At 61.1% G+C, this 19,982-nt stretch carries 20 protein-coding genes; 12 read left to right on the forward strand and 8 right to left on the reverse strand.

The genetic code is table 11. From position 1 onward, the window contains the following. Window positions 1-444: solute carrier family 23 protein (locus tag BLX42_RS12950; protein WP_306092924.1), on the forward strand; the 444-nt coding region annotated here is incomplete at its 5' end. A 45-nt stretch (window positions 445-489) separates the two neighbouring features. Here BLX42_RS12950 and hemH read toward each other — a convergent pair. Together hemH and BLX42_RS12960 are read right to left on the reverse strand one after the other, a co-directional pair. Next, window positions 490-1,503, reverse strand: a complete 1,014-nt coding sequence (hemH, locus tag BLX42_RS12955) for a ferrochelatase (protein WP_046784553.1) — start codon at window positions 1,501-1,503, stop codon at window positions 490-492. Between the two features lie 13 nt (window positions 1,504-1,516). Continuing rightward, entirely contained in the window at window positions 1,517-2,422 is a 906-nt protein-coding gene (locus BLX42_RS12960; protein WP_012316252.1) for a TIGR01777 family oxidoreductase, read from the reverse strand. Between the two features lie 186 nt (window positions 2,423-2,608). Between BLX42_RS12960 and BLX42_RS12965 the strand changes: the two genes are divergently transcribed. The 5 genes from BLX42_RS12965 (at window position 2,609) to BLX42_RS12985 (ending at window position 7,685) form a co-directional block, all read left to right on the forward strand. After that, on the forward strand, window positions 2,609-3,595 hold the full coding sequence (locus BLX42_RS12965; protein WP_115273868.1) for an NAD(P)/FAD-dependent oxidoreductase: 987 nt from the start codon (window positions 2,609-2,611) through the stop codon (window positions 3,593-3,595). A gap of 106 nt (window positions 3,596-3,701) precedes the next feature. Continuing rightward, the gene (locus tag BLX42_RS12970; protein WP_115275490.1) at window positions 3,702-4,670 is read left to right on the forward strand and encodes a DUF523 and DUF1722 domain-containing protein; all 969 of its coding nucleotides are present in this window, start codon (window positions 3,702-3,704) and stop codon (window positions 4,668-4,670) included. Continuing rightward, window positions 4,660-5,541, forward strand: a complete 882-nt coding sequence (locus BLX42_RS12975; protein WP_046784556.1) for a MerR family transcriptional regulator — start codon at window positions 4,660-4,662, stop codon at window positions 5,539-5,541. Before BLX42_RS12970 ends, BLX42_RS12975 begins: the two co-directional genes overlap by 11 nt. A 6-nt stretch (window positions 5,542-5,547) precedes the next feature. After that, on the forward strand, window positions 5,548-6,969 hold the full coding sequence (gene phrB / locus BLX42_RS12980) for a deoxyribodipyrimidine photo-lyase (protein WP_161871925.1): 1,422 nt from the start codon (window positions 5,548-5,550) through the stop codon (window positions 6,967-6,969). Between the two features lie 17 nt (window positions 6,970-6,986). After that, complete coding sequence (locus BLX42_RS12985; protein ID WP_046784557.1) at window positions 6,987-7,685, forward strand: SDR family oxidoreductase; 699 nt, start codon at window positions 6,987-6,989, stop codon at window positions 7,683-7,685. A gap of 60 nt (window positions 7,686-7,745) precedes the next feature. On the opposite strand, the gene BLX42_RS12990 is transcribed toward BLX42_RS12985, so the two are convergent. From BLX42_RS12990 to hemA, 6 genes are all read right to left on the reverse strand, one after another. Next, entirely contained in the window at window positions 7,746-8,264 is a 519-nt protein-coding gene (locus BLX42_RS12990) for an acyloxyacyl hydrolase (protein WP_012316258.1), read from the reverse strand. A gap of 105 nt (window positions 8,265-8,369) precedes the next feature. Continuing rightward, a complete protein-coding gene (gene murI / locus BLX42_RS12995; RefSeq protein WP_046784558.1) occupies window positions 8,370-9,167 on the reverse strand; it encodes a glutamate racemase in 798 nt (265 codons plus the stop codon). After that, complete coding sequence (locus BLX42_RS13000; RefSeq protein ID WP_161871926.1) at window positions 9,160-9,915, reverse strand: molybdopterin-synthase adenylyltransferase MoeB; 756 nt, start codon at window positions 9,913-9,915, stop codon at window positions 9,160-9,162. The genes murI and BLX42_RS13000 overlap by 8 nt, the downstream gene beginning before the upstream one ends. Continuing rightward, a complete protein-coding gene (prmC, locus tag BLX42_RS13005; RefSeq protein ID WP_125923393.1) occupies window positions 9,909-10,739 on the reverse strand; it encodes a peptide chain release factor N(5)-glutamine methyltransferase in 831 nt (276 codons plus the stop codon). Before prmC ends, BLX42_RS13000 begins: the two co-directional genes overlap by 7 nt. Next, the gene (gene prfA, locus BLX42_RS13010; protein ID WP_115273862.1) at window positions 10,739-11,821 is read right to left on the reverse strand and encodes a peptide chain release factor 1; all 1,083 of its coding nucleotides are present in this window, start codon (window positions 11,819-11,821) and stop codon (window positions 10,739-10,741) included. Before prfA ends, prmC begins: the two co-directional genes overlap by 1 nt. Then, window positions 11,818-13,095: a glutamyl-tRNA reductase gene (gene hemA / locus BLX42_RS13015; protein WP_161871927.1), complete on the reverse strand. Its 1,278-nt coding sequence runs from the start codon at window positions 13,093-13,095 to the stop codon at window positions 11,818-11,820. Before hemA ends, prfA begins: the two co-directional genes overlap by 4 nt. Before the next feature lie 459 nt (window positions 13,096-13,554). Between hemA and BLX42_RS13020 the strand changes: the two genes are divergently transcribed. The 6 genes from BLX42_RS13020 (at window position 13,555) to ispE (ending at window position 19,906) form a co-directional block, all read left to right on the forward strand. After that, a complete protein-coding gene (locus BLX42_RS13020) occupies window positions 13,555-14,043 on the forward strand; it encodes a type VI secretion system tube protein Hcp (protein WP_161871928.1) in 489 nt (162 codons plus the stop codon). 10 nt (window positions 14,044-14,053) lie between these two features. Continuing rightward, window positions 14,054-15,028, forward strand: coding sequence for a hypothetical protein (locus BLX42_RS13025; RefSeq protein WP_046784562.1), 975 nt, complete (start codon window positions 14,054-14,056; stop codon window positions 15,026-15,028). A gap of 561 nt (window positions 15,029-15,589) precedes the next feature. Continuing rightward, window positions 15,590-15,985: a hypothetical protein gene (locus BLX42_RS13030; RefSeq protein WP_052750391.1), complete on the forward strand. Its 396-nt coding sequence runs from the start codon at window positions 15,590-15,592 to the stop codon at window positions 15,983-15,985. 713 nt (window positions 15,986-16,698) lie between these two features. Continuing rightward, window positions 16,699-18,420 carry a tetratricopeptide repeat protein gene (locus BLX42_RS13035; RefSeq protein WP_046784564.1) on the forward strand — a complete coding sequence of 574 codons (1,722 nt, stop codon included), beginning with the start codon at window positions 16,699-16,701 and terminating at the stop codon, window positions 18,418-18,420. Window positions 18,421-18,424: 4 nt separating this feature from the next. After that, window positions 18,425-19,042 (forward strand): lipoprotein insertase outer membrane protein LolB, encoded by a 618-nt coding sequence (gene lolB / locus BLX42_RS13040; protein WP_046784565.1) that lies wholly within the window; start codon window positions 18,425-18,427, stop codon window positions 19,040-19,042. A gap of 3 nt (window positions 19,043-19,045) precedes the next feature. Beyond that, entirely contained in the window at window positions 19,046-19,906 is an 861-nt protein-coding gene (gene ispE, locus BLX42_RS13045; RefSeq protein WP_161871929.1) for a 4-(cytidine 5'-diphospho)-2-C-methyl-D-erythritol kinase, read from the forward strand. Window positions 19,907-19,982 lie beyond the last annotated feature (76 nt).

A 19,982-nucleotide genomic window follows, 5' to 3' on the forward strand; every position in this document is an offset into this window, starting at 1 on the left:
GCCGGCCTGTTCGGCGGCCCGCCCAATACCACGTATGCCGAAGTGACCGGCGCCGTGATGCTGACCAAGAACTACAACCCGAAGATCATGACCTGGGCGGCGGTCTTTGCCATCACCCTGGCCTTCATCGGCAAGTTCGGTGCGTTGTTGCAGAGCATCCCGGTGCCGGTGATGGGCGGCATCCTCTGCCTGTTGTTCGGTTCGATCGCGGCGGTGGGCATGAACACCATGATCCGCCACAAGATCGACCTGGGCGAAGCTCGCAACCTGGTGATCGTGTCGGTGACCCTGGTGTTCGGTATCGGCGGCGTGCTGATCGGCAGCGGCGACGGCCCTGATGATTGGGGCCTGAAGGGCATCGCCCTGTGCGCTATCGTGGCCATTGCCCTGAACCTGATCCTGCCGGGCAACGATGGCTGGAAAAAAGAGAAGCTGGATGTATAAGAGCGGCCTTGCGTCGCTAAGGGGCCGCAAAGCGGCCCCTTCAATTCAAGCCTTTTCACACATCCGCGCCAGCACCCTCACCCACTCCGGGTGATCATTCAGGCACGGCACCAGCACCAACTCTTCGCCCCCTGCCTCGATGAACTGCTCCTTGCCGCGATCGCCAATTTCCTCCAGCGTCTCGATGCAATCGGCCACGAATGCCGGGCACATCACCAGCAGCTTCTTCGCCCCGGCCTTGGCCAGTTCATCCAGACGCGTCTCGGTATAGGGTTCGATCCACTTGTCTCGGCCTAACCGCGACTGGAACGAGACAGACCACTTGCCGTCCGGGATGCCCATCCTGGTGGCGAACGCCTTGGCCGACGCCAGGCACTGCCCCCGGTAGCACACCGCCCGCACTTCGGCACTGGCGTCCTTGCAGCAGTCCGCTGCCCGCAAATCATGCTTGCTACCAGGCATGAGCTTCTTCAGGTGCCGCTCGGGCAAGCCATGGAAGCTCAACAACAGGTGGTCGTAGTCCTGCTCAAGATAGGGCCGTGCACTGGCCACCAGGGCATCGATGTATTCAGGGTGGTCGTAGAACGGTTGCAGCACACGCAACTGCAACGGCAAGGCGCGTTCGGCGACAGTCTGGTTGGCCAGTGCCACGACCGTAGTCACCGTGCTGTCAGCGAATTGTGGATAAAGCGGCGCCAGTGTCACCTTGCGCACACCTTGAGCGGCGAGGCGCTCAAGCACCTGCGCCAGTGCTGGCTCGCCATAGCGCATGGCGATTTCCACCGGACCATGGGGCCAGTGCTCGACCATCGCGGCCTGCAGGCGACGCGTCAACACCACCAAGGGTGAGCCTTCGTCCCACCAGATCGAAGCATAGGCATGGGCAGACTGCTCTGGGCGCTTGATCAGGATCAGCGACACCAGCAAGCGCCGCACCGGCCATGGCAGGTCGACCACGTAAGGGTCCATCAGGAACTGGTTGAGGTAGCGGCGTACATCGGCTACCGAGGTGGAAGCCGGAGAACCCAGGTTGACCAGCAACAGAGCGTGATCGGTCATGCAGCGTCCTATGTCAGAGGCGCCTGGACAGGTTGTCCAGGGCCGATTGCAGATCGTTGTAACGGAACGTGAAGCCCGCGGCCAGCAAACGCACAGGGCGTGCCCGCTGGCCACCAAGCAACAACGTCGACAGCTCTCCGAGGCCCGCCTTCAGCAGCAGGCCAGGTACCGGCAACAGCGCCGGCCGGTGCAGCGCCCGGCCCAGGCGCCGGGCGAATTCGCGGTTACGCACAGGCTCTGGCGCGCAGGCATTATAAGGACCGCTGGCGTCCTTGTGCCGCAAGAGAAAATCTATCAGGGCGACCTGGTCGTCTATATGTACCCAAGGCATCCATTGCCGCCCATTGCCCAACGGGCCGCCCAGCCCCAGCTTGAACGGCAGGCGCAGGCGCGACAGGAAACCGCCATCGCTGGCCAGCACCAGCCCCGTGCGCACCAACACCACGCGCAGCCCAAGGGCCTGCGCACGTTGCGCTGTTTCCTCCCAGGCAATGCACAGCTGGCTGGCGAAATCCTCGCGCACCGGCGGCGATGCTTCGGTCAATTCGCGCTCACCGCCATCGCCATACCAGCCCACCGCAGAACCCGAAATCAGCACTTCGGGACGTTGCTCACGGGTACCGAGCCAGCCCAGCAATTGCTCGGTAAGGCTGATACGGCTGGCCCAAAGCACATTGCGCCGGGCGGCGGTCCAGGGCCGGTCGGCAATCGGCGCGCCAGCCAGGTTGATCACGGCGTCCACCGGCTCGTCAGCGGCCAGTTCCTCCAGTTGGGCAATCCCGCGCACCCCGCTGCCACAGAGGCGCGCAACCTGATCAGGGCGCCGGCTCCACACGGTCAGGCGATGACCCTGGGCGAGCCAGAACGGGCAAAGATGCTGGCCGATCAAGCCAGTGCCGCCTGTCAGCAATATATGCATGGCTGTGTCCTCACAGAGTGCGGCGATGGTCTATTTTTACAACAAGGCACTTTTTTAACCCAACGCTCTCAGATAAACATAGGCCAACCTGCCCTATGAAGCGGAATAACCTTATACAAATTTTAAGTATTATACAGGTTTGCCTGACAGCGTAGTCTGCTTACAGCACGGTTCGAAGAGGCCATCATGACAGTACCTATTGCCATCATCGGTGCCGGTATCGCCGGCCTTTCCGCTGCCCAGGCCCTGCAAAAGGCCGGGCAGTCCGTTCACCTGTTCGACAAAGGCCACGGCAGTGGCGGGCGCATGGCCAGCAAACGCAGCGAGGCCGGTGCGCTCGATCTGGGTGCCCAATACTTCACTGCGCGCGACCGTCGCTTCGTCGAGCAGGTGCAGCAATGGGTAGCTGCCGGCTGGGCCGAACAATGGAAGCCGCAGCTGTACAACTACCGTGACGGCGAACTGACGCCCTCGCCCGACGAGCAGACGCGCTGGGTCGGCGTGCCGCGCATGAGCGCGATCACCCGCGGCATGCTCAAGGACGTCACGGTGAACTTCGGCTGCCGCATTGCCGAAGTGTTTCGCGGCAAGCAGTACTGGCACCTTCAGGATACCGAAGGCTGCAGCCATGGCCCATTCAGCCGCGTTGTGATCGCCGTCCCCGCGCCCCAGGCCACGCCGCTACTGGCGGCCACCCCAAAACTTGCCGCCGTGGCTGCGGGCGTGGTGATGGAGCCTACATGGGCCGTTGCCCTGGCCTTTCAGACACCGCTGGACACACCGATGCAGGGCTGCTTCGTGCAGGACAACCCGCTCGACTGGTTGGCACGCAACCGCAGCAAGCCAGGCCGCGATGAGCAGCTCGATACCTGGGTACTGCATGCCACTTCCACGTGGAGCAAGCAGCATATCGACCTGGCCAAGGAAGAAGTGATCGAGCAGCTTTGGGGAGAGTTCGCCGAACTGGTCGGCTGCGTGGTGCCTGCAGCGTCCTTCTCCGTGGCACATCGCTGGTTGTATGCACGGCCGGCCGGCAGTCACGAATGGGGCGCGCTGGCCGATGCCGACCAAGGGCTCTATGCCTGTGGCGACTGGTGCCTGTCGGGCCGCGTGGAAGGCGCCTGGCTCAGCGGTCAGGAGGCGGCACGACGCCTGCTGGAGCATCTCGACTAAACAAAACTGCAAAACTATACAAAAATACTAGTTTGCATAAGTTTGTGGCTGTGCTGGAATAACCTTGTACACGCGCGAATCAATGTACAAGTTTTCGGAGACAGCCATGCACGATCCATCCGCCCACAGTAAGCCCCGCATTGCCATCAGCTCATGCCTGACAGGCCACAGTGTGCGCTACAACGGCGGGCACAAGTCGTCCGATCTGTGCCGCACCCAGCTGGAAGAACACTTCGACTGGCTACCGGTCTGCCCCGAGGTGGCCATCGGCCTTGGGGTGCCCCGCGACCCGATCCGGCTGGTCGGTGACCCCGAACACCCGGCCGTGGTCGGGACACGCAACCCTGGCATGGACGTCACCGGCCCGCTCGCCAGTTACGGCGAACAGATGGCCGCCGAGCTTGACGATATCTGTGGCTACATTTTCATGCAGAAGTCGCCGTCCTGCGGGCTGGAGCGGGTCAAGGTCTACCAGGATAACGGTCACCCGGCAGTACAGGGTGGCAGAGGTGCCTACGCAGCGGCTTTCTGTGCCCGTCGCCCGGACCTGCCGGTCGAGGAAGAGGGGCGCCTGCACGACCCGGTATTGCGCGAGAACTTCATCAGCCGCGTCTACGCCTACGCGGACTGGCAGCGCCTGCTGGCCGAGGGTCTGAGCCGTGGCGCACTGGTGCGCTTCCATTCACGCTACAAGTACCTGCTCATGGCCAACAACCCGCAGGCTTACCGACAGCTTGGGCGCCTGCTTGGCAGCATGAGCCGGGACGATGACCCTCAGGTGATCGGGCCCCGCTATTTCAGCCAGTTGATGCAGGCGCTGCGTCGCTGCGCCAGCCGCGGCACACATGGCAACGTACTGCAGCACCTCAGTGGCTACTTCAAGGACGCGCTGACGCAGCAGGACAAGGCCGAGCTGCAACACATCATCGACCAGTACCAGCAAGGGGTCGTACCGCTGGTAGTTCCGCTGACCTTGCTCAAACACCATTTGCGCAAGCACCCTGATCCCTACCTGCAGCAACAGACCTACTTACAGCCGCACCCCGATAGCCTGGGGCTACGCAATGCAGTCTGAAGCGCCCATGCCCATCGGTGAACTGGCACGCCGCACCGGTGTGAATCCGGTGACCCTGCGCGCCTGGGAGCGGCGCTACGGGCTGCTGAAGCCGCAACGTACCGCCAAAGGCCACCGCTTGTATGGCCGCGACCAAGTCGAACGTGTCGAAGCGATCCTGGCCTGGCTGGAACGCGGCGCATCGGTCGGCCAGGTGCGCGAGCTGCTCGACAAGCCACCCGGCGTTGCCCCGCAAGGCGACTGGCAAACCCGCCAGCAACAGTTGATAGAGGCCATCGCCAACCTGTCCCAGCGCAGCCTCGACCAGCAACTCAATCAAGCCATGGCGCTGTATCCGGCCATCACCCTGTGCGAGAAATTGCTGCTGCCATTGCTCGATAGCCTGGGGCAACGTTGGTGCAATTACTTCAATGCCAGGCTCGAACAGGTGTTCTTCCACACTTGGCTGCGCAGCAAGCTGGGCGCACGGGTCTATCACGACAATCAATCACTGCACGGCCCGGCCGTGTTGCTGGCCGAAGACAGTGAGCACGCCTTCGACCCCAGCCTTTGGCTGTATGCCTGGCTGCTGAGCAGCAGCGGCATCCCTGTCGAAGTGCTTGAAAACCCCGTGAGCGGAGTGGAGTTGCAACGTGCCGTCACCGCCCTGCAACCTCGCGCCCTGCTGCTGCACCTGGGCCCGCGCATCGATGGCCGGGCCCTGCTGCGTACCCTGCAGGGGATAGCAGGCACCAAGCTGCTGGGCGGCGCCACGATTTCCCTCCACAAAGCTCAACTGCACGGCTACGGTCTGCCCGAGCTTTTCCTGTTCGATACCCCGCAGGCGGCATTGCGCACGCTGCAAGGCAATGACCGCCCGCCTGTAGAGTAGATACCCATGCAACTGATCTGGCTGCGCAGCGACCTGCGCGTCAACGACAACACCGCCCTGAGCGCCGCCTGTGAACGTGGCCCTACCGTGGCCTTGTGGCTTGCCAGCCCAGGCCAGTGGCAGGCGCATGACGACGCTGCCTGCAAGGTCGACTTCTGGCTGCGTAACCTGCGCGACCTGCGCCAGTCACTGGAGGGCCTCAATATTCCGTTGCTGGTCCGCAGGATCGACACCTGGGAGCAGGCGGCCCAAACGCTGCTCGACGTGTGCCGCCAGCACAACATCGAAGCGGTGCACTGGAACGATGAGTACGGCATCAACGAAAACAGCCGCGACCAGGCGACCCGCGCGTTACTGGAAGCCTCCGGCGTTCAGGCTCACAGTTACCTCGATCAGCTGTTGTTCCGCCCCGGCACCGTGCTGACACGCAGTGGTGATTACTTCCAGGTCTTCAGTCAGTTCAAGAAAGTCTGCCTGGAGCACCTGCACCGAAGCCTGCCGTCACAAGCACCTCGGGTAAAGCGCCAGGCCCCCGTGGGTATCGCCAGCGACCCCATTCCCCAGCACATCGATGGCTTCGACAAACCATCGCGCACCCTGAGCGAATACTGGCCTGCGGGCGAGGACGAGGCACAAGCCCGACTGGCACGCTTCGTGGACGAAACCATCGAGGACTACCATCACCTGCGCGACCTGCCGGCAAAACCTGGCACCAGCCAACTGTCGGCCTACCTGGCGGCCGGGGTGGTCTCGCCCCGCCAGTGCCTGCACGCCGCACTGGCGAGCAACCGCGGCGAGTTCGACAGCGGTAGTACCGGCACCCAGACCTGGATCAACGAATTGCTCTGGCGCGAGTTCTACAAGCATATCCTGACCGGTTATCCACAGGTGTCACGCCACCGAGCATTCCGCACACACACCGAATCGCTGCCTTGGCGCGACGCCCCTGCCGACCTTGAGGCCTGGGAACAGGGACGCACCGGGTTCCCGATCATTGACGCGGCCATGCGCCAGTTGCTGCACACCGGATGGATGCACAATCGCCTGCGCATGATCGTCGCCATGTTCCTCAGCAAGAACCTGCTGATCGACTGGCGCCTGGGCGAACGGCACTTCATGCGCCACCTGATCGACGGTGATCTGGCCGCTAACAATGGCGGCTGGCAGTGGAGCGCCTCCACAGGCACAGATGCGGTGCCGTACTTCCGTATTTTCAACCCTGTTTCGCAGTCGCAACGCTTCGACCCACAGGGGCACTTCATTCGCCACTGGGTACCCGAGTTGCGCAAGCTGGATGAAAAAAGTATCCATCTGCCTACGCAAAACAAGGATCTTTTCGCCGAAAATTCGTACCATCGTCCTATAGTTGACCTCAGTAGTAGCCGCCAGCGTGCACTGGAGGCCTTCAAGGGGTTATCGCGCAGGTAGGGTGAGGGGTCCGCGTATTGAATCATCCGCGAATTTTCTGGGTTACGGGAGCAGGTAGTGGTCTGGGTTTGGCCTTGGTGGAGCAATTGCTCGGGCTAGGGCACCGGGTAGCGACAAGCGGGAAGGATTGCCAGGCGCTCGATACCTTGGCAGCGCACCACGGTAGCCGCCTGTTGCGCCTGCCATGGCAGTTGCATGACGAAGACCAGGCGGCCAGCGCCTGCCTTGAGCTTTGTCATGCCTGGGGCGCGCTGGACAGCCTGATCATCAATGCAGGGGCCACCGATTATCTGCCGGATGCGGTATCGGCCACAGACGTGTTCGAGACGATCGTAAGCAGTAACCAGCTGGCGGCCGAGCACTGCCTGGGCCAGGCTGTACCGTTGCTGTTGAAAGGCGAAAAGCCGCAGGTAATGGCAATCTTCAACCGTTATTCTGCCTTGCAGTTGTATGCGCCCACGCGCGTCACAGCAGGCTGGAACAACACACCGCAGTGGTTTCGCGAGGCGCGTCAGTCGCTGAAAAATCAGGGCATTGACCTGACGGTGGTGGCGCCACATTCGTTGAAGACACCGGTCACCTCAGCTACGGCCTTTCCTGAAGACTGGACGCCGCAGAGCGCCGCGCAGGAGCTGCTGCAACGCTTGCCACTGCGCGAGCCGGAGCTTGTGCTGGAGGTCACGAACCTGAGTAGCTTGTGGCCATTGTCACGCTAAGTGATGAGGAGGCATTGCCACCCGCTTCGCGGCCCCGCGAAGTGGGTGGCAATGGCAAACTCAGAGTGCCATGCGGTAATGCAGGCTGTAGCTCTCGACCCCATCGTTGGGCTGCTTGATGCCGGCGTTGGAATAGTGGATTGCCCGCACGCCAATCTCATGGCCACCTGCAAAGCGCAGCCCGAAACCGATTCGGTCTTCGAACTGGAACGACGAACCCAATTCGTTGCTTTCAAGCTCAGTGCTGGCAAATGCAGCCACGCCGATGCCCGCCTCGATGTAGGGCTTCACTGACTCACCAGCGAACTCGTAGACGAATACCGGTGCGAAAGACAGGCTGTGGTTGCTCGCCGTCTCGTCGCCGTCCCAATAGGTGTAAGCCCCGTCCCAATAACCGGTCAGCCGACCGACGCTCGTCTGCCACCAGCTGGCATCCCAGTTGGACTGAAGGCCCAGGCGGTAAACCTGGGTGGAGTCACCCGTCTGCCCTACCGATAACGAAACATCGGCAGCTTGCACTACCGCGATCTGTCCCAAAGTGACGGCGGCAGCCGCCGCCAAGCCGAGCAGTTTCCTCATGAGAAACATCCTTCTTTCCAATGCTGTTGTAAGTGTTCGCCTCATGGCAGGCAAAAAATAGAAATCAGGAGTGGGACGATAGTTCAGCTGTTTTTCACGTTTTTTTTACAACTGAAAACGTTGCACACTGCCCGACTTGTTCCACAGCACAGGGAGGATGTTTTCCAAAGATCGCGGATCGGCACTGGTCCAGAATGCAGCTTCGCGTGCCGGCCCCTCGGCCAGTAGTTCGCGCGCGGCCAGTAACCGTTGCAGTTGGCGCGCCACCGCCGCACCGGTATCGATGATAGCGACGTCGGCGGGCACCATCCCGGCCAGTAACGGGCGCAGGAACGGGTAATGGGTACACCCGAGAATCAGCGTATCGCAACCTGCCGCCAGTAAGGGCTGCAAGTAACCAAGCAACAGCTGGCGCAATTGCAGGCTGCCAAGGTCACCCGTCTCGATCAGCTCGACCAGCCCAGGGCAAGGCTGGGTGACCACGCGCACATCGTTGGCGAAGCGGTCGAGCAAGGCGGCGAACTTGGCGCTCTGCAAGGTGCCGGTAGTGGCCAGCACACCGACCACGCCGGAACGGGTGGCAGCAGCGGCAGGCTTCACCGCCGGCTCCATCCCTACCAGCGGCCAGTCGGGATACAGCTCACGCAGGTCGGCAACCGCTGCCACGGTAGCGGTGTTACAGGCCAGCACCATCGCCTTGGCGCCCTGCGCCTGGAAGAACTCGGCAATGCGCCGGCAGCGCTGGCGGATGTAGTCGGGGGTTTTCTCGCCATACGGCACATGCCCGCAATCGGCCACATAGAGCAGCGACTCGCTGGGCAGCAAGCGCTGGATCTCGGCCAGGACCGACAAACCGCCGACCCCGGAGTCCATCACGCCGACCGGTGCCGAGCGCTCAGCCATCGCGCTTGCCACATACCGCACAAGCCGGGTCACGCTTGACCCGCAGTTCCCGCAGGCGCGTGCCCAGTGCGTCGATCAGCAGCAAGCGGCCCACCAGCGGCTCGCCAAAACAAGCCAGCAGTTTCATGGCTTCCAGCGCTTGCAGGCTGCCGACCAACCCAACCAGCGGGCCGATCACTCCGGCTTCGCTGCAGGTCAGCTCGTCTTCGCTGCCATGGCCATACAGGCAATGGTAGCAAGGGCTGTAATCGCGCCGAGGGTCGAACACCGACAGCTGCCCTTCGAGGCGGATGGCTGCACCACTGACCAGCGGCTTGCCATGGGCGAAGCAAGCTGCGTTGACCGCCTCCCGGGTACCAAAGTTGTCGGAACAGTCCAGCACCAGGTCGACGGCCGCCACTGCAGCAGCCAGGGAGTCTTCATCCAGCGCCTGACGATGGGCGACCAAGGTGACTTCAGGATTGATGGCCTCAAGCCGCTGCAGCGCCGAGTCCACCTTGCTCATGCCAACGCTGCCACTGTCATGGATGACCTGGCGCTGCAGGTTGGTCAGGTCGACGGTATCGAAATCAGCCAGGTGCAGCTCACCTACACCGGCTGCTGCCAGGTAGAGCGCCACCGGTGAGCCCAGACCACCCAGCCCGATGATCAGCGCCTTGCTCTGCTTGAGGCGCAACTGGCCTTCGATGTCCACCTGTGCCAACAAAATCTGCCGGCTGTAACGCAACAACTCCTGATCGGTCAGCATGGCAAGCGCCCCAGGGAAATACGTTCATGACCGCCCAGGTCCTTGCGGCTGGCCACCTCGATGAAGCCTTGCCCGCTCAGCAGCGCGCGCACGGCAGGTGCCTGGTCGTAGCCGTGTTCGAGCAGCAGCCAGCCACCGGGCAGCAGATGAGCCGGCGCCTGGCCAACGATCAGCCGCAGGTCGTCCAGGCCATCGGCCCCGGCCACCAGTGCACTGCTGGGTTCGAAGCGCACATCACCGGCAGCCAGGTGCGGGTCTTCGGCAGCGATGTACGGCGGGTTGCTGAGGATCAGGTCGAAACGCTCCCCGTCCAAGGCACTGAACCAGTGGCTGGCGAGCACCTTGACGTTGCCCAGGCCCAAGCGCTGACGATTACGCTCAGCGAGCGCTACCGCTTCCTCGACCCGGTCCAGCGCCGTGACCTGCCAGGCCGGGCATTCGCTGGCCAAGGCCAGCGCTATCGCGCCGGTTCCGGTGCCCAGGTCGAGCACCTTGGCGGGCGTTGCAGGCTGCAACTCAAGCGCCGTCTCGACCAGAAGCTCGGTATCAGGGCGTGGGATCAACGTGTGGGGTGCCACTTCCAGGTCGAGTTTCCAGAAGCCCTGTTGGCCCAGAATGTAGGCAACCGGCTCACCGCCGCGGCGCCGATGCAGGTAGCCTGCGTAGGTCTGCGCATCCTCGCTGCTGACGATGCGTTCAGGCCATGTGTGCAGGTAGCTGCGCGACTTGCCGATGGCCGCCGCCAGCAGCAGTTCGGCGTCCAGGCGTGCGGTGGGCGAATCCGGCAGTTGCGCGTTGCGCAGCAGGCTGGCAATGATGGTCATCAGTCCCCCAATGCCGCCAGCTGATCAGCCTGGTATTCGGCCAGCAACGGTTCGATCACCGCGTCAACGCCCCCGGCAAGGATATCGTCGAGGGAATACAGGGTCAGGTTGATACGGTGATCGGTCACCCGCCCCTGTGGATAATTGTAGGTACGGATGCGCTCTGAGCGGTCGCCCGAACCTACCAGCAGTTTACGCTCGCTGGCGATGGCATTCTGCGCGGCGCTGGTCTGCATGTCATTGAGCTTGGCCGACAGCCAGGACATGGCTCGGGCCCGGTTCTTGTGCTGCGAGCGCTCCTCCTGGCACTCCACCACGATGCCGGTAGGCAAGTGCGTGATGCGGATGGCCGAGTCGGTCTTGTTGACGTGCTGGCCACCGGCGCCGGATGCGCGGTAGGTGTCCACGCGCAAATCAGCCGGGTTGATCTCGATTGCCACCTGTTCGTCCGGCTCGGGCAGTACCGCGACGGTGCACGCCGAGGTGTGGATTCGGCCCTGCGATTCGGTTTCAGGCACCCGCTGCACACGGTGCGCGCCAGACTCGAACTTGAGCTTGCCGTAAACGCTGTCGCCTTCGACGCGGGCGATGATCTCTTTATAGCCGCCGTGCTCGCCTTCGTTCTCGGAAAGAATCTCGAGGCGCCAGCCACGCCGTTCGGCATAGCGCGAATACATGCGGAACAGATCGCCCGAGAAGATGGCCGCCTCGTCGCCACCGGTGCCGGCGCGAATTTCGAGGAACACGTTGCGCCCGTCATTGGGGTCTTTGGGCAACAGCATGCGTTGCAGCTGCGACTCCAGCACCACCAGCTGCTCCTTGGCTTCGCGCACTTCCTCCACGGCCATTTCGCGCATATCGGGGTCGGCGTCCTTGAGCAGCGCCTGGGCGCCTTCGAGGTCGTCCTGCACCTTGCGCCATTCTTTATAGGCGCCGATCACCGGCTCCACTTCAGCGTATTCGCGAGAATAGGCGCGAAAGCGCGCCTGGTCGGAAATGACTTCGGCATCACCGAGCAAGGCGGTGAGTTCCTCGAAGCGGTCCTGGAGCGTGTCCAGTTTGTTCAGCAGCGACGCTTTCATTGCAAGGATTTGTCCGTCGAGCCCTCGTTGAGGGCAAAGAGTTCCTGGGCCATGGCCAGCGCATCGAGGCGGCCCTCGGCCGAGAGCTTTTTCAGCTGCACGCTGGGCGCATGCAGGAGTTTGTTGGTCAGCCCCCGGGCCAGTTGCGCCAGTACGTCCTCGGGGTTGCCACCGTTGGCCAGCAGACGCTGGGCCTTTTGCAGTTCTTCGTCGCGCAGGCGCTCGCTTTGCTGGCGATAGGCGCGCAACACGTCGACCGCGGCCAGTTCGCGCAGGCGCACCATGAAGTCTTCGGCGCCCACCGAGACCAGCTCTTCGGCCGCATGGGCTGCGCCCTGGCGGCTCTTGAGGTTTTCCGCGACCACTTCGTGCAGGTCATCGACGGTATACAAGTACACGTCGTCGAGCTCCCCTACCTCGGGCTCGATGTCGCGCGGCACGGCGATGTCGACCATGAAGATCGGCTTGTGCCGGCGCTGCTTCAGCGCGCTTTCCACCGCGCCCTTGCCCAGGATGGGCAACTGGCTGGCGGTGGAGCTGATGACGATGTCGCTGTGCGCCAGCTCTTGTGGGATATCGGCCAGCAGCACGGCGTGAGCACCGAACTGCTCGGCCAGCAGGCTGGCCCGCTCCAGTGTACGGTTGGCCACGACGATACGGCGCACGCCCTGCTCATGCAGGTGGCGGGCAACCAGAGTGATGGTTTCACCGGCGCCGATCAGCAGCGCCTGGCTGCGACCCAGGTCGCTGAAGATCTGCCGCGCCAGGCTAACCGCAGCAAACGCCACCGACACCGGGTTCTCGCCGATCGCGGTGTCGGTACGCACCTGCTTGGCGGCGCTGAAGGTGGCCTGGAACAGGCGCCCAAGCAGCGGACCGACGGTGCCAGCCTCGCGCGCCACGGCATAGGCCGACTTCATCTGGCCGAGGATCTGCGGTTCGCCAAGCACCAGCGAGTCGAGGCCCGAGGCCACGCGCATCATGTGCCTGACGGCATCATGCTCTTCATGGATATAGGCGCTGGCCCGCAGTTCATCCAGGCTCAGGCGGTGATAATCGGCCAGCCACTGCAGGACCGCCTCGGCGGACAGCTGATCCTGCTCTATATAGAGCTCGCTGCGGTTGCAGGTCGACAGGATCGCCGCTTCACGGCTGGCGGTCAGTCGGCAGAGCTGCTGCAGGGCGTCGACCAGCTGCTCTGGGGTAAACGCCACGCGCTCGCGTACGTCTACCGAGGCAGTCTTATGGTTGATACCAAGTGCAAGAAAGGCCATGCAAGGTCGCTGGTTGTGACGAGAAGCCGATAATTGTCCTCTTTCGCAGGTTTTAGAACAACCACCGTTCGCTATTGAGGTGATAGCACCTGCTCGCCCGACCTGCTTTCGCGCGGGGAACACAGCCGGCAAGCACACCGGGCACCCTCTGGGAGCCGGCTTGCCGGCGATGCAACCCCCACGATCATGGCCCCGGCTTCGCCGGTGAGCGCCGGCAAGCTGGCTCCCACAAAGTCGGTGCCGGGTTAGGGTATATCTCCTAACAAGATAAGGAGCGAAATGACAACTTTCGATACATTCAAAGCGGTTATTCCACAAACCTGTAGTCCGTTTCTGAAACACATCCTTAGGTATTGCCCCCTCTCAATTCGAAGCCTAGCCTAGCCCCTCACTGACCGGGCCAAGCTCCCGCCTGCGGATAAAACCTTAACACCCAATGACTGCCAAGGAGAGGTAAGCATGGCTTTTGACGCCTATTTGAAAATCGACGACATCCCAGGCGAAGCACTGGATGAAAAGTACAATAAATGGATTGAAGTCACCGGCTACAACTTCGGTGTCAGCCAAACCACTTCAGCCACGGCCAGCTCCGCAGGCGGCGCCACCTCTGGCCGCACCGCCGTCAGCAACTTCACCTTCACCAAATTTCTCGACAGCGCCAACTGCAAACTGATGGAGGCCAGTTGCGCTGGCCAGCACTTGAAAGAAGTCAGACTGGCACTGTGCCGAGCCGGCGGCGACAAGCTCAAATATTACGAAATCATCCTTGAAGAAGTGATCATCGCCGATTATACGCAGAGCGCAGACGATGGCATTCCAATAGAAGTGGTCCAGCTCGACTACGGCAGAATCAAGACCACCTACACCCAGCAGAAACGCATCGACGGCTCTGGCGGCGGTAACATCGCTGGCGGATGGGACCGGATCGGTAACAAGAAACACGCGTGAGGTCACTGCCATGTCTGAAGCACGTGCGTTTATCAACCCCAAGATGCAGAACTACCACACGATCAAAGCAGGCCTTGCGCTCAGTGGGCATTCGGCCAGCAAGTTCGATGTGTTGAATTCGCATATTTATAACACCGTGGTGAAAAGTGGCGAACTGGTTATCGTGGGCGATTGGTCTACGCCTACTTGTACCAGCCATGAGGCCTTCCTGATGTCGAAGGCCCACGTCATACATATCGGCCTGGCACGCAGCGGCCAGGGTGCTGATGAGTTTTTTCTGGAGAATTTCGAGCTACTTAAAAGCTTACTCACTCATGCCGCAACGGGCGCTGGGGTGGCGAGTGATGGTTGGAGCAGACAATTGAAAGCCATACAGGAGACGTTGCTTGAAATTGAAAAACTGCACAAGGAATATCTCAGTTCCGGCACCCTCAAGGCCCGTGACCAATTTTATGCGAGGCGGTCGACGCTCTTCATGAAACTTGATGAGCAACTGAGCAAAATGACGGCCTTCGGTGCTGGCCTGCGCAATAAAGGGTCGATCAAAAGGACGCTGGCGATTTCCACGAAGAGCTACCTGCATACGGGGGAGATTGCAGGATATGCAGATAAGGTTGCCGGGGTAGGCAAGGCTGCCAAGCTGATCAAAAAGGGCACGTATATAGGCATAGCACTTGAGGTTGCAGCTACTGGATTAGAGATTCAGAGGGCATGCACATTAGGACGTGAGGAGGCCTGCAGAAAAGCAAAATACATCGAGGGCGCTTCATTAGCGGGAGGTCTTAGCGGTACCGCTGGCGGAGCGATCCTTGGCGGGTACGCTCTCGGGCAAATATGCCTCGCCTTTGGTGTTCCAAGCGGCGGGGCTGGATCACTTGCATGCGTAATTATTGGAGGCGCCGCAGGGGGAGTACTGGGGGGCGAGTACGGCAAGGCCGAGGGGAAAAACCTTGGAGAGCTTGTTTACGAGGCTCTGAACAAATGACAAACATATTATCAATGGCAGTTTCACTCATCATAGTGACCTCACTATTAATTAGTGTAACCGCACTTACCTACATTGCCTACCGGCAGATCGAGACATTGGAATCCCAACTTACAAATTGCAGACTTGTACAAGGAAACCGCTCGCTCTTTGCCTCCGCAGGTATGCTTGGCAAAACCATGAGACTTTGCATGATCGCCGGCATGCTATCAACCCCCAACTTTTACTTGCGGCGCAATCTGGCAGACGCCAATGACATTCGCAACATCCCGCAAAAAACCAAACGAGTGATTTTATTCTTCTGGTACTACCTTATACTTTCCTGTTCATTGCTAGCCATATCCCAAGGCCTCACCTCATACATTGACAGTCACTAACCAATTATGCAGGTAACATTGTTGGCGTGGCGGCTTGCGGCATAGTATTGGGCATTGCTACGGGTGGTCCCGGAGCCCTTACTTGCGGTGTAGCGGGTGGAGCTTTCGGAGGCATGGTAGGCGGCGAAATCGGAAGCAAGGGAGGAGCTATGCTGGCAGACCTATTATATGAGCGGGTGATGAAGTGACCACCTCTGACCAAATTCTCGGCGTAGCGTTCGCCATCATTATCACGGCGATTTTCGTGAGCATGTCGTTGACATTATATTTATCACATCGAATGATTGAACATATCGAATCGCTTTTACCTAACTCCAAGCTAATTAACGACAACATAAAATTATACGCCGGGCTTGGCCTGCCTGGCAAAGCTGCAAGGTTCGGGGCAATATCCTTCATGCTTATTTTCCCCAAAGCGTACGCACGCAGAGGATTGATAGACATCCACGAAGTAAGTCAACTACCCGATCACATCAAGAAACCACTTACCAGACTAGTCATTATCTGCCTGGCACTGGCCCTGGCATTACTAGCATTTGGCGCATGTCTTTATGCTGCAGAAAATTATACAACTTTGTAAAGATGGCGCCCTCTCGCGGCTACCGACAGTTGATACGGGCTGCTCACCTGTGCATTTCCTGAAGAGCTACGAAAACCAAAATGAGCACCGTGAAAACGGGAGTAGCAGCCCTTTCATTCCTGCCACATATCAATAACGCTAATCACACATCCTTCACGAGCGCCTGAGATGAACGCGACTGAGCCCGCCACGATAGTGTTTTCATCCTTGCTCTTATGGCAACTACATTCATCATTCGGTGTTACGTCGCTTACAGATACACTGGGATCCTTGAGTCGCACCTGCCAAACTGCAAATACATTTCAGACAATAAAACCACCTACAAGCATGCCGGCTTACCAGACAAGCTGATGCGTACAGACCCGATTTCAGTTACCTCGGTAATCCCCAGACTATTCATATAGAGAGAGGTGGGCCGAGCAGAGGAAATCAAAAAAATTACCGCCACAAAAACGGCGTATACTAGTTAGCCTTTTGACCCTGCACTTCACGCTACTCATAGCACTTATGCTTTCTGACTTCCTCTTTCCAACCCTGTAAAACGGCCAACGGCGGAGGAAAATTGTCACGAAACACTGCACCGAACCTCTGCCCTGCCCCGCTGTCCCACCTATCACCACCACGCTGTAAACCACGACCTTCGCAGGTGGGTTTGCATCCGCGCTTGTGTCATCATGCTCCGACCGCCGGTAAGTCCTTCTAAGCCTTTTTATATGAACAGACCCTACGCACTGCTGCTTGCCTTCGCCCTGCTCCAGGGCTGCCAGAGCCTGGCCCCGCAAAAGGCCGAGCCTCCCGTTGCCGAAGCCGGCAAGGCCGAGGCCGAGAAGCCCGTGGTGTATGGGTCGTTCAAGCAGGACACGCTCTACAGCCTGCTGGTGGCCGAGCTGGCCGGCCAGCGCAACCGGTTTGATATCGCCCTGGCCAACTACACCGACCAGGCCGAGAAAACCCAGGACCCGGGCGTGTCCGAGCGTGCCTACCGCATCGCCGAGTACCTCGGCGCCGACGAGCCGGCCCTGGATAGCGCTTTGATCTGGGCCCGCAACGACCCGCAGAACCTCGACGCCCAGCGCGCCGCGGCCATCCAGCTGGCCCGCGCAGGCCGCTATGACGACTCCATGACCTATATGGAGAAGGTGCTGCAGGGCCAGGGCGACACGCACTTCGACTTCCTCGCCCTGTCGGCCGCAGAGACCGACCAGAGCACCCGCGACGGTCTGATGCAGAGTTTCGACCGCCTGCTGGTCAAGTACCCCGACAACAGCCAGCTCGTGTTCGGCAAGGCCCTGCTGCTGAACCAGGACGGCAAGGCCGAAGAAGCCCTCGAACTGCTTGAATCACACCCGGCACAAAATGGCGAGATAGCCCCGACCCTGCTTCGTGCCCGCCTGCTCCAGGCCCTGGACCGCGGCCCGGAAGCCCTGCCGCTGCTGCGCGGGGCGATCCGCGACAACCCGGAAGACAAGCGCCTGCGCCTGACCTATGCGCGCACCCTGGTCGAACAGGACCGCATCGCCGATGCCAAGGCCGAGTTCATCAGCCTGGTCCAGCAATACCCCGACGACGACGAGCTACGTTACTCGCTGGCGCTGGTGTGCCTGGAGAACAAGGACTGGGACGAAGCCGAGAGCTACCTACGTGAGCTGATCGAGCGCGACAGCAACGTCGACGCCGCCCACCTGAACCTGGGCCGCATCGCCGAAGAACGCCACGACCCGGCCGGCGCCCTGCGCGAATACGCACTGGTCGGCCCGGGCCCCGACTACCTGCCTGCACAATTGCGTCAGTCCGACATCCTCATCGCCAATGGTCGCGGCACCGAAGCGTCACGCCAGCTCGCCGAGGCGCGCGAGGCGCAGCCGGAACTCGCCATCCAGCTGTACCTGATCGAGTCTGAAAGCTACAGCAACAACAACAAGGACGCCCAGGCCAACCAGGTGCTGCAGCAGGCCATTCAGCGCTACCCGGACGACCTCAACCTGCTTTACACCCGCGCCATGCTGGCCGAAAAGCGTGACGACCTGCCGCAGATGGAAAAAGACCTGCGCGCTATCATCGCCCGCGAACCGGAAAACGCCATGGCGCTGAACGCCCTGGGCTATACCTTGGCTGACCGCACGACCCGTTACGCTGAAGCCAAGGCCCTGATCGAAAAGGCCTATCAGCTGACCCCGGACGACCCGGCAATCCTCGACAGCATGGGCTGGGTCGCCTATCGCCTGGGCAACCTCGAAGAGGCCGAGCGTTACCTGCGCCAGGCCCTGGAGCGCTTCCCCGACCATGAAGTGGCTGCTCACCTGGGCGAGGTTCTGTGGGCCAACGGCAAGCGCCGTGAAGCTCGCCAGGTCTGGGCCAAGGCCTTCGAGGCCCAGCCCGACAGCCCTATCCTGCGCAAGACCGTCTTGCGCCTGACCGGATCCGAGACCCTTTAACGCCATGTTTTTGCGCCATTGCATCACCTTTACCCTGATCGCCCTGCTGGCCGGCTGTGCCGGCTTCGGTAGCCGGGAGGCCCTGCAGGGCCACGGCGACCCACAGCAGTGGCGCGCCCATAAAGAGCAACTGAGTAGCCTTGACGGCTGGCAGATCAACGGCAAGGTCGGCATCCGCGCCCCGCGCGACTCCGGCAGTGGCACGCTGTTCTGGTTGCAGCGCCAGGACTATTACGACATCCGTCTGGCCGGCCCGCTGGGCCGAGGCGCAGCACGCCTGACCGGCCGCCCCGGCGGCGTGGTACTGGAAGTGGCCAATCAGGGCCGCTACGAAGCCGCCAGCCCCGAAGCGTTGCTGGAAGAACAGCTGGGCTGGCAATTGCCGGTGTCGCACCTGGTCTGGTGGGTGCGTGGCCTGCCCGCCCCCGACAGCAAGAGCAAGCTGACCCTCGATGGCGACAGCCGCTTGGCCAGCCTGGACCAGGACGGCTGGCAGGTGCAGTACCTGAGCTACACCGAACAGAACGGTTACTGGCTGCCCGAGCGCCTGAAGCTGCACGGCAAGGACCTCGACGTGACCCTGGTGGTCAAGGACTGGCAGCCACGCCAGCTGGGGCGCTGACCGATGCACAGGCTCACCCTGCCCGCCCCGGCCAAGCTCAACCTGTGGCTGCACATCATCGGCCGCCGCCCGGACGGTTACCACGAACTGGAAACCGTCTTCCAGTTCCTCGATCACGGCGACGAGCTGACTTTCGCCCTGCGTGAAGACGGCGCGATCCGCCTGCACACCGAGATCGAAGCGGTGCCCCACGACAGCAACCTGATCGTGCGCGCCGCGCGCAAGCTGCAGGAACAGTCCGGCACCGGCCTTGGCGCCGATATATGGCTGACCAAGGTGCTGCCCATGGGCGGCGGCATCGGCGGCGGCAGTTCGGATGCAGCGACCACACTGCTGGCGCTGACGCACTTGTGGCAACTGGATTGGGACGAAGATCGCCTGGCTGCCCTGGGCCTGACACTGGGTGCCGACGTGCCGGTGTTCGTGCGTGGCCATGCAGCATTCGCCCAAGGAGTGGGTGAGCAATTGACCCCGGTCGACCCGGCCGAACCCTGGTACGTCGTGCTGGTGCCGCAAGTGTCTGTCAGCACAGTAGAAATTTTTTCACATCCACAGTTGACACGTGATTCCCTCCCCCTTAAGATGCGCCCCGTTCCCGAGGGAAACAGTCGAAATGACTGCCAACCGGTGGTAGAGCAGAGTTACCCGGAAGTTCGCAACGCGTTGAATTCACTGGGTAAATTCACTAAAGCTCGATTAACCGGCACTGGAAGTTGTGTGTTTGGGGCCTTCCCAAGCAAAGCCGAAGCTGATAAAGTTCTGGCCCTTCTTTCAGCGACCCAAACAGGGTTTGTGGCGAAAGGAAGCAATGTTTCGATGTTGCATCGTAAGCTGCAAAGTCTGGTCAAGAAGTCGAGTGCCTAGCGCTCGCAGCAACAGATACAGGGGCGTCGCCAAGCGGTAAGGCAGCAGGTTTTGATCCTGCCATGCGTTGGTTCGA

It is taken from the genome of Pseudomonas sp. SG-MS2, from assembly GCF_009933855.1.
Taxonomy (GTDB): Bacteria; Pseudomonadota; Gammaproteobacteria; order Pseudomonadales; family Pseudomonadaceae; genus Aquipseudomonas; species Aquipseudomonas putida_E.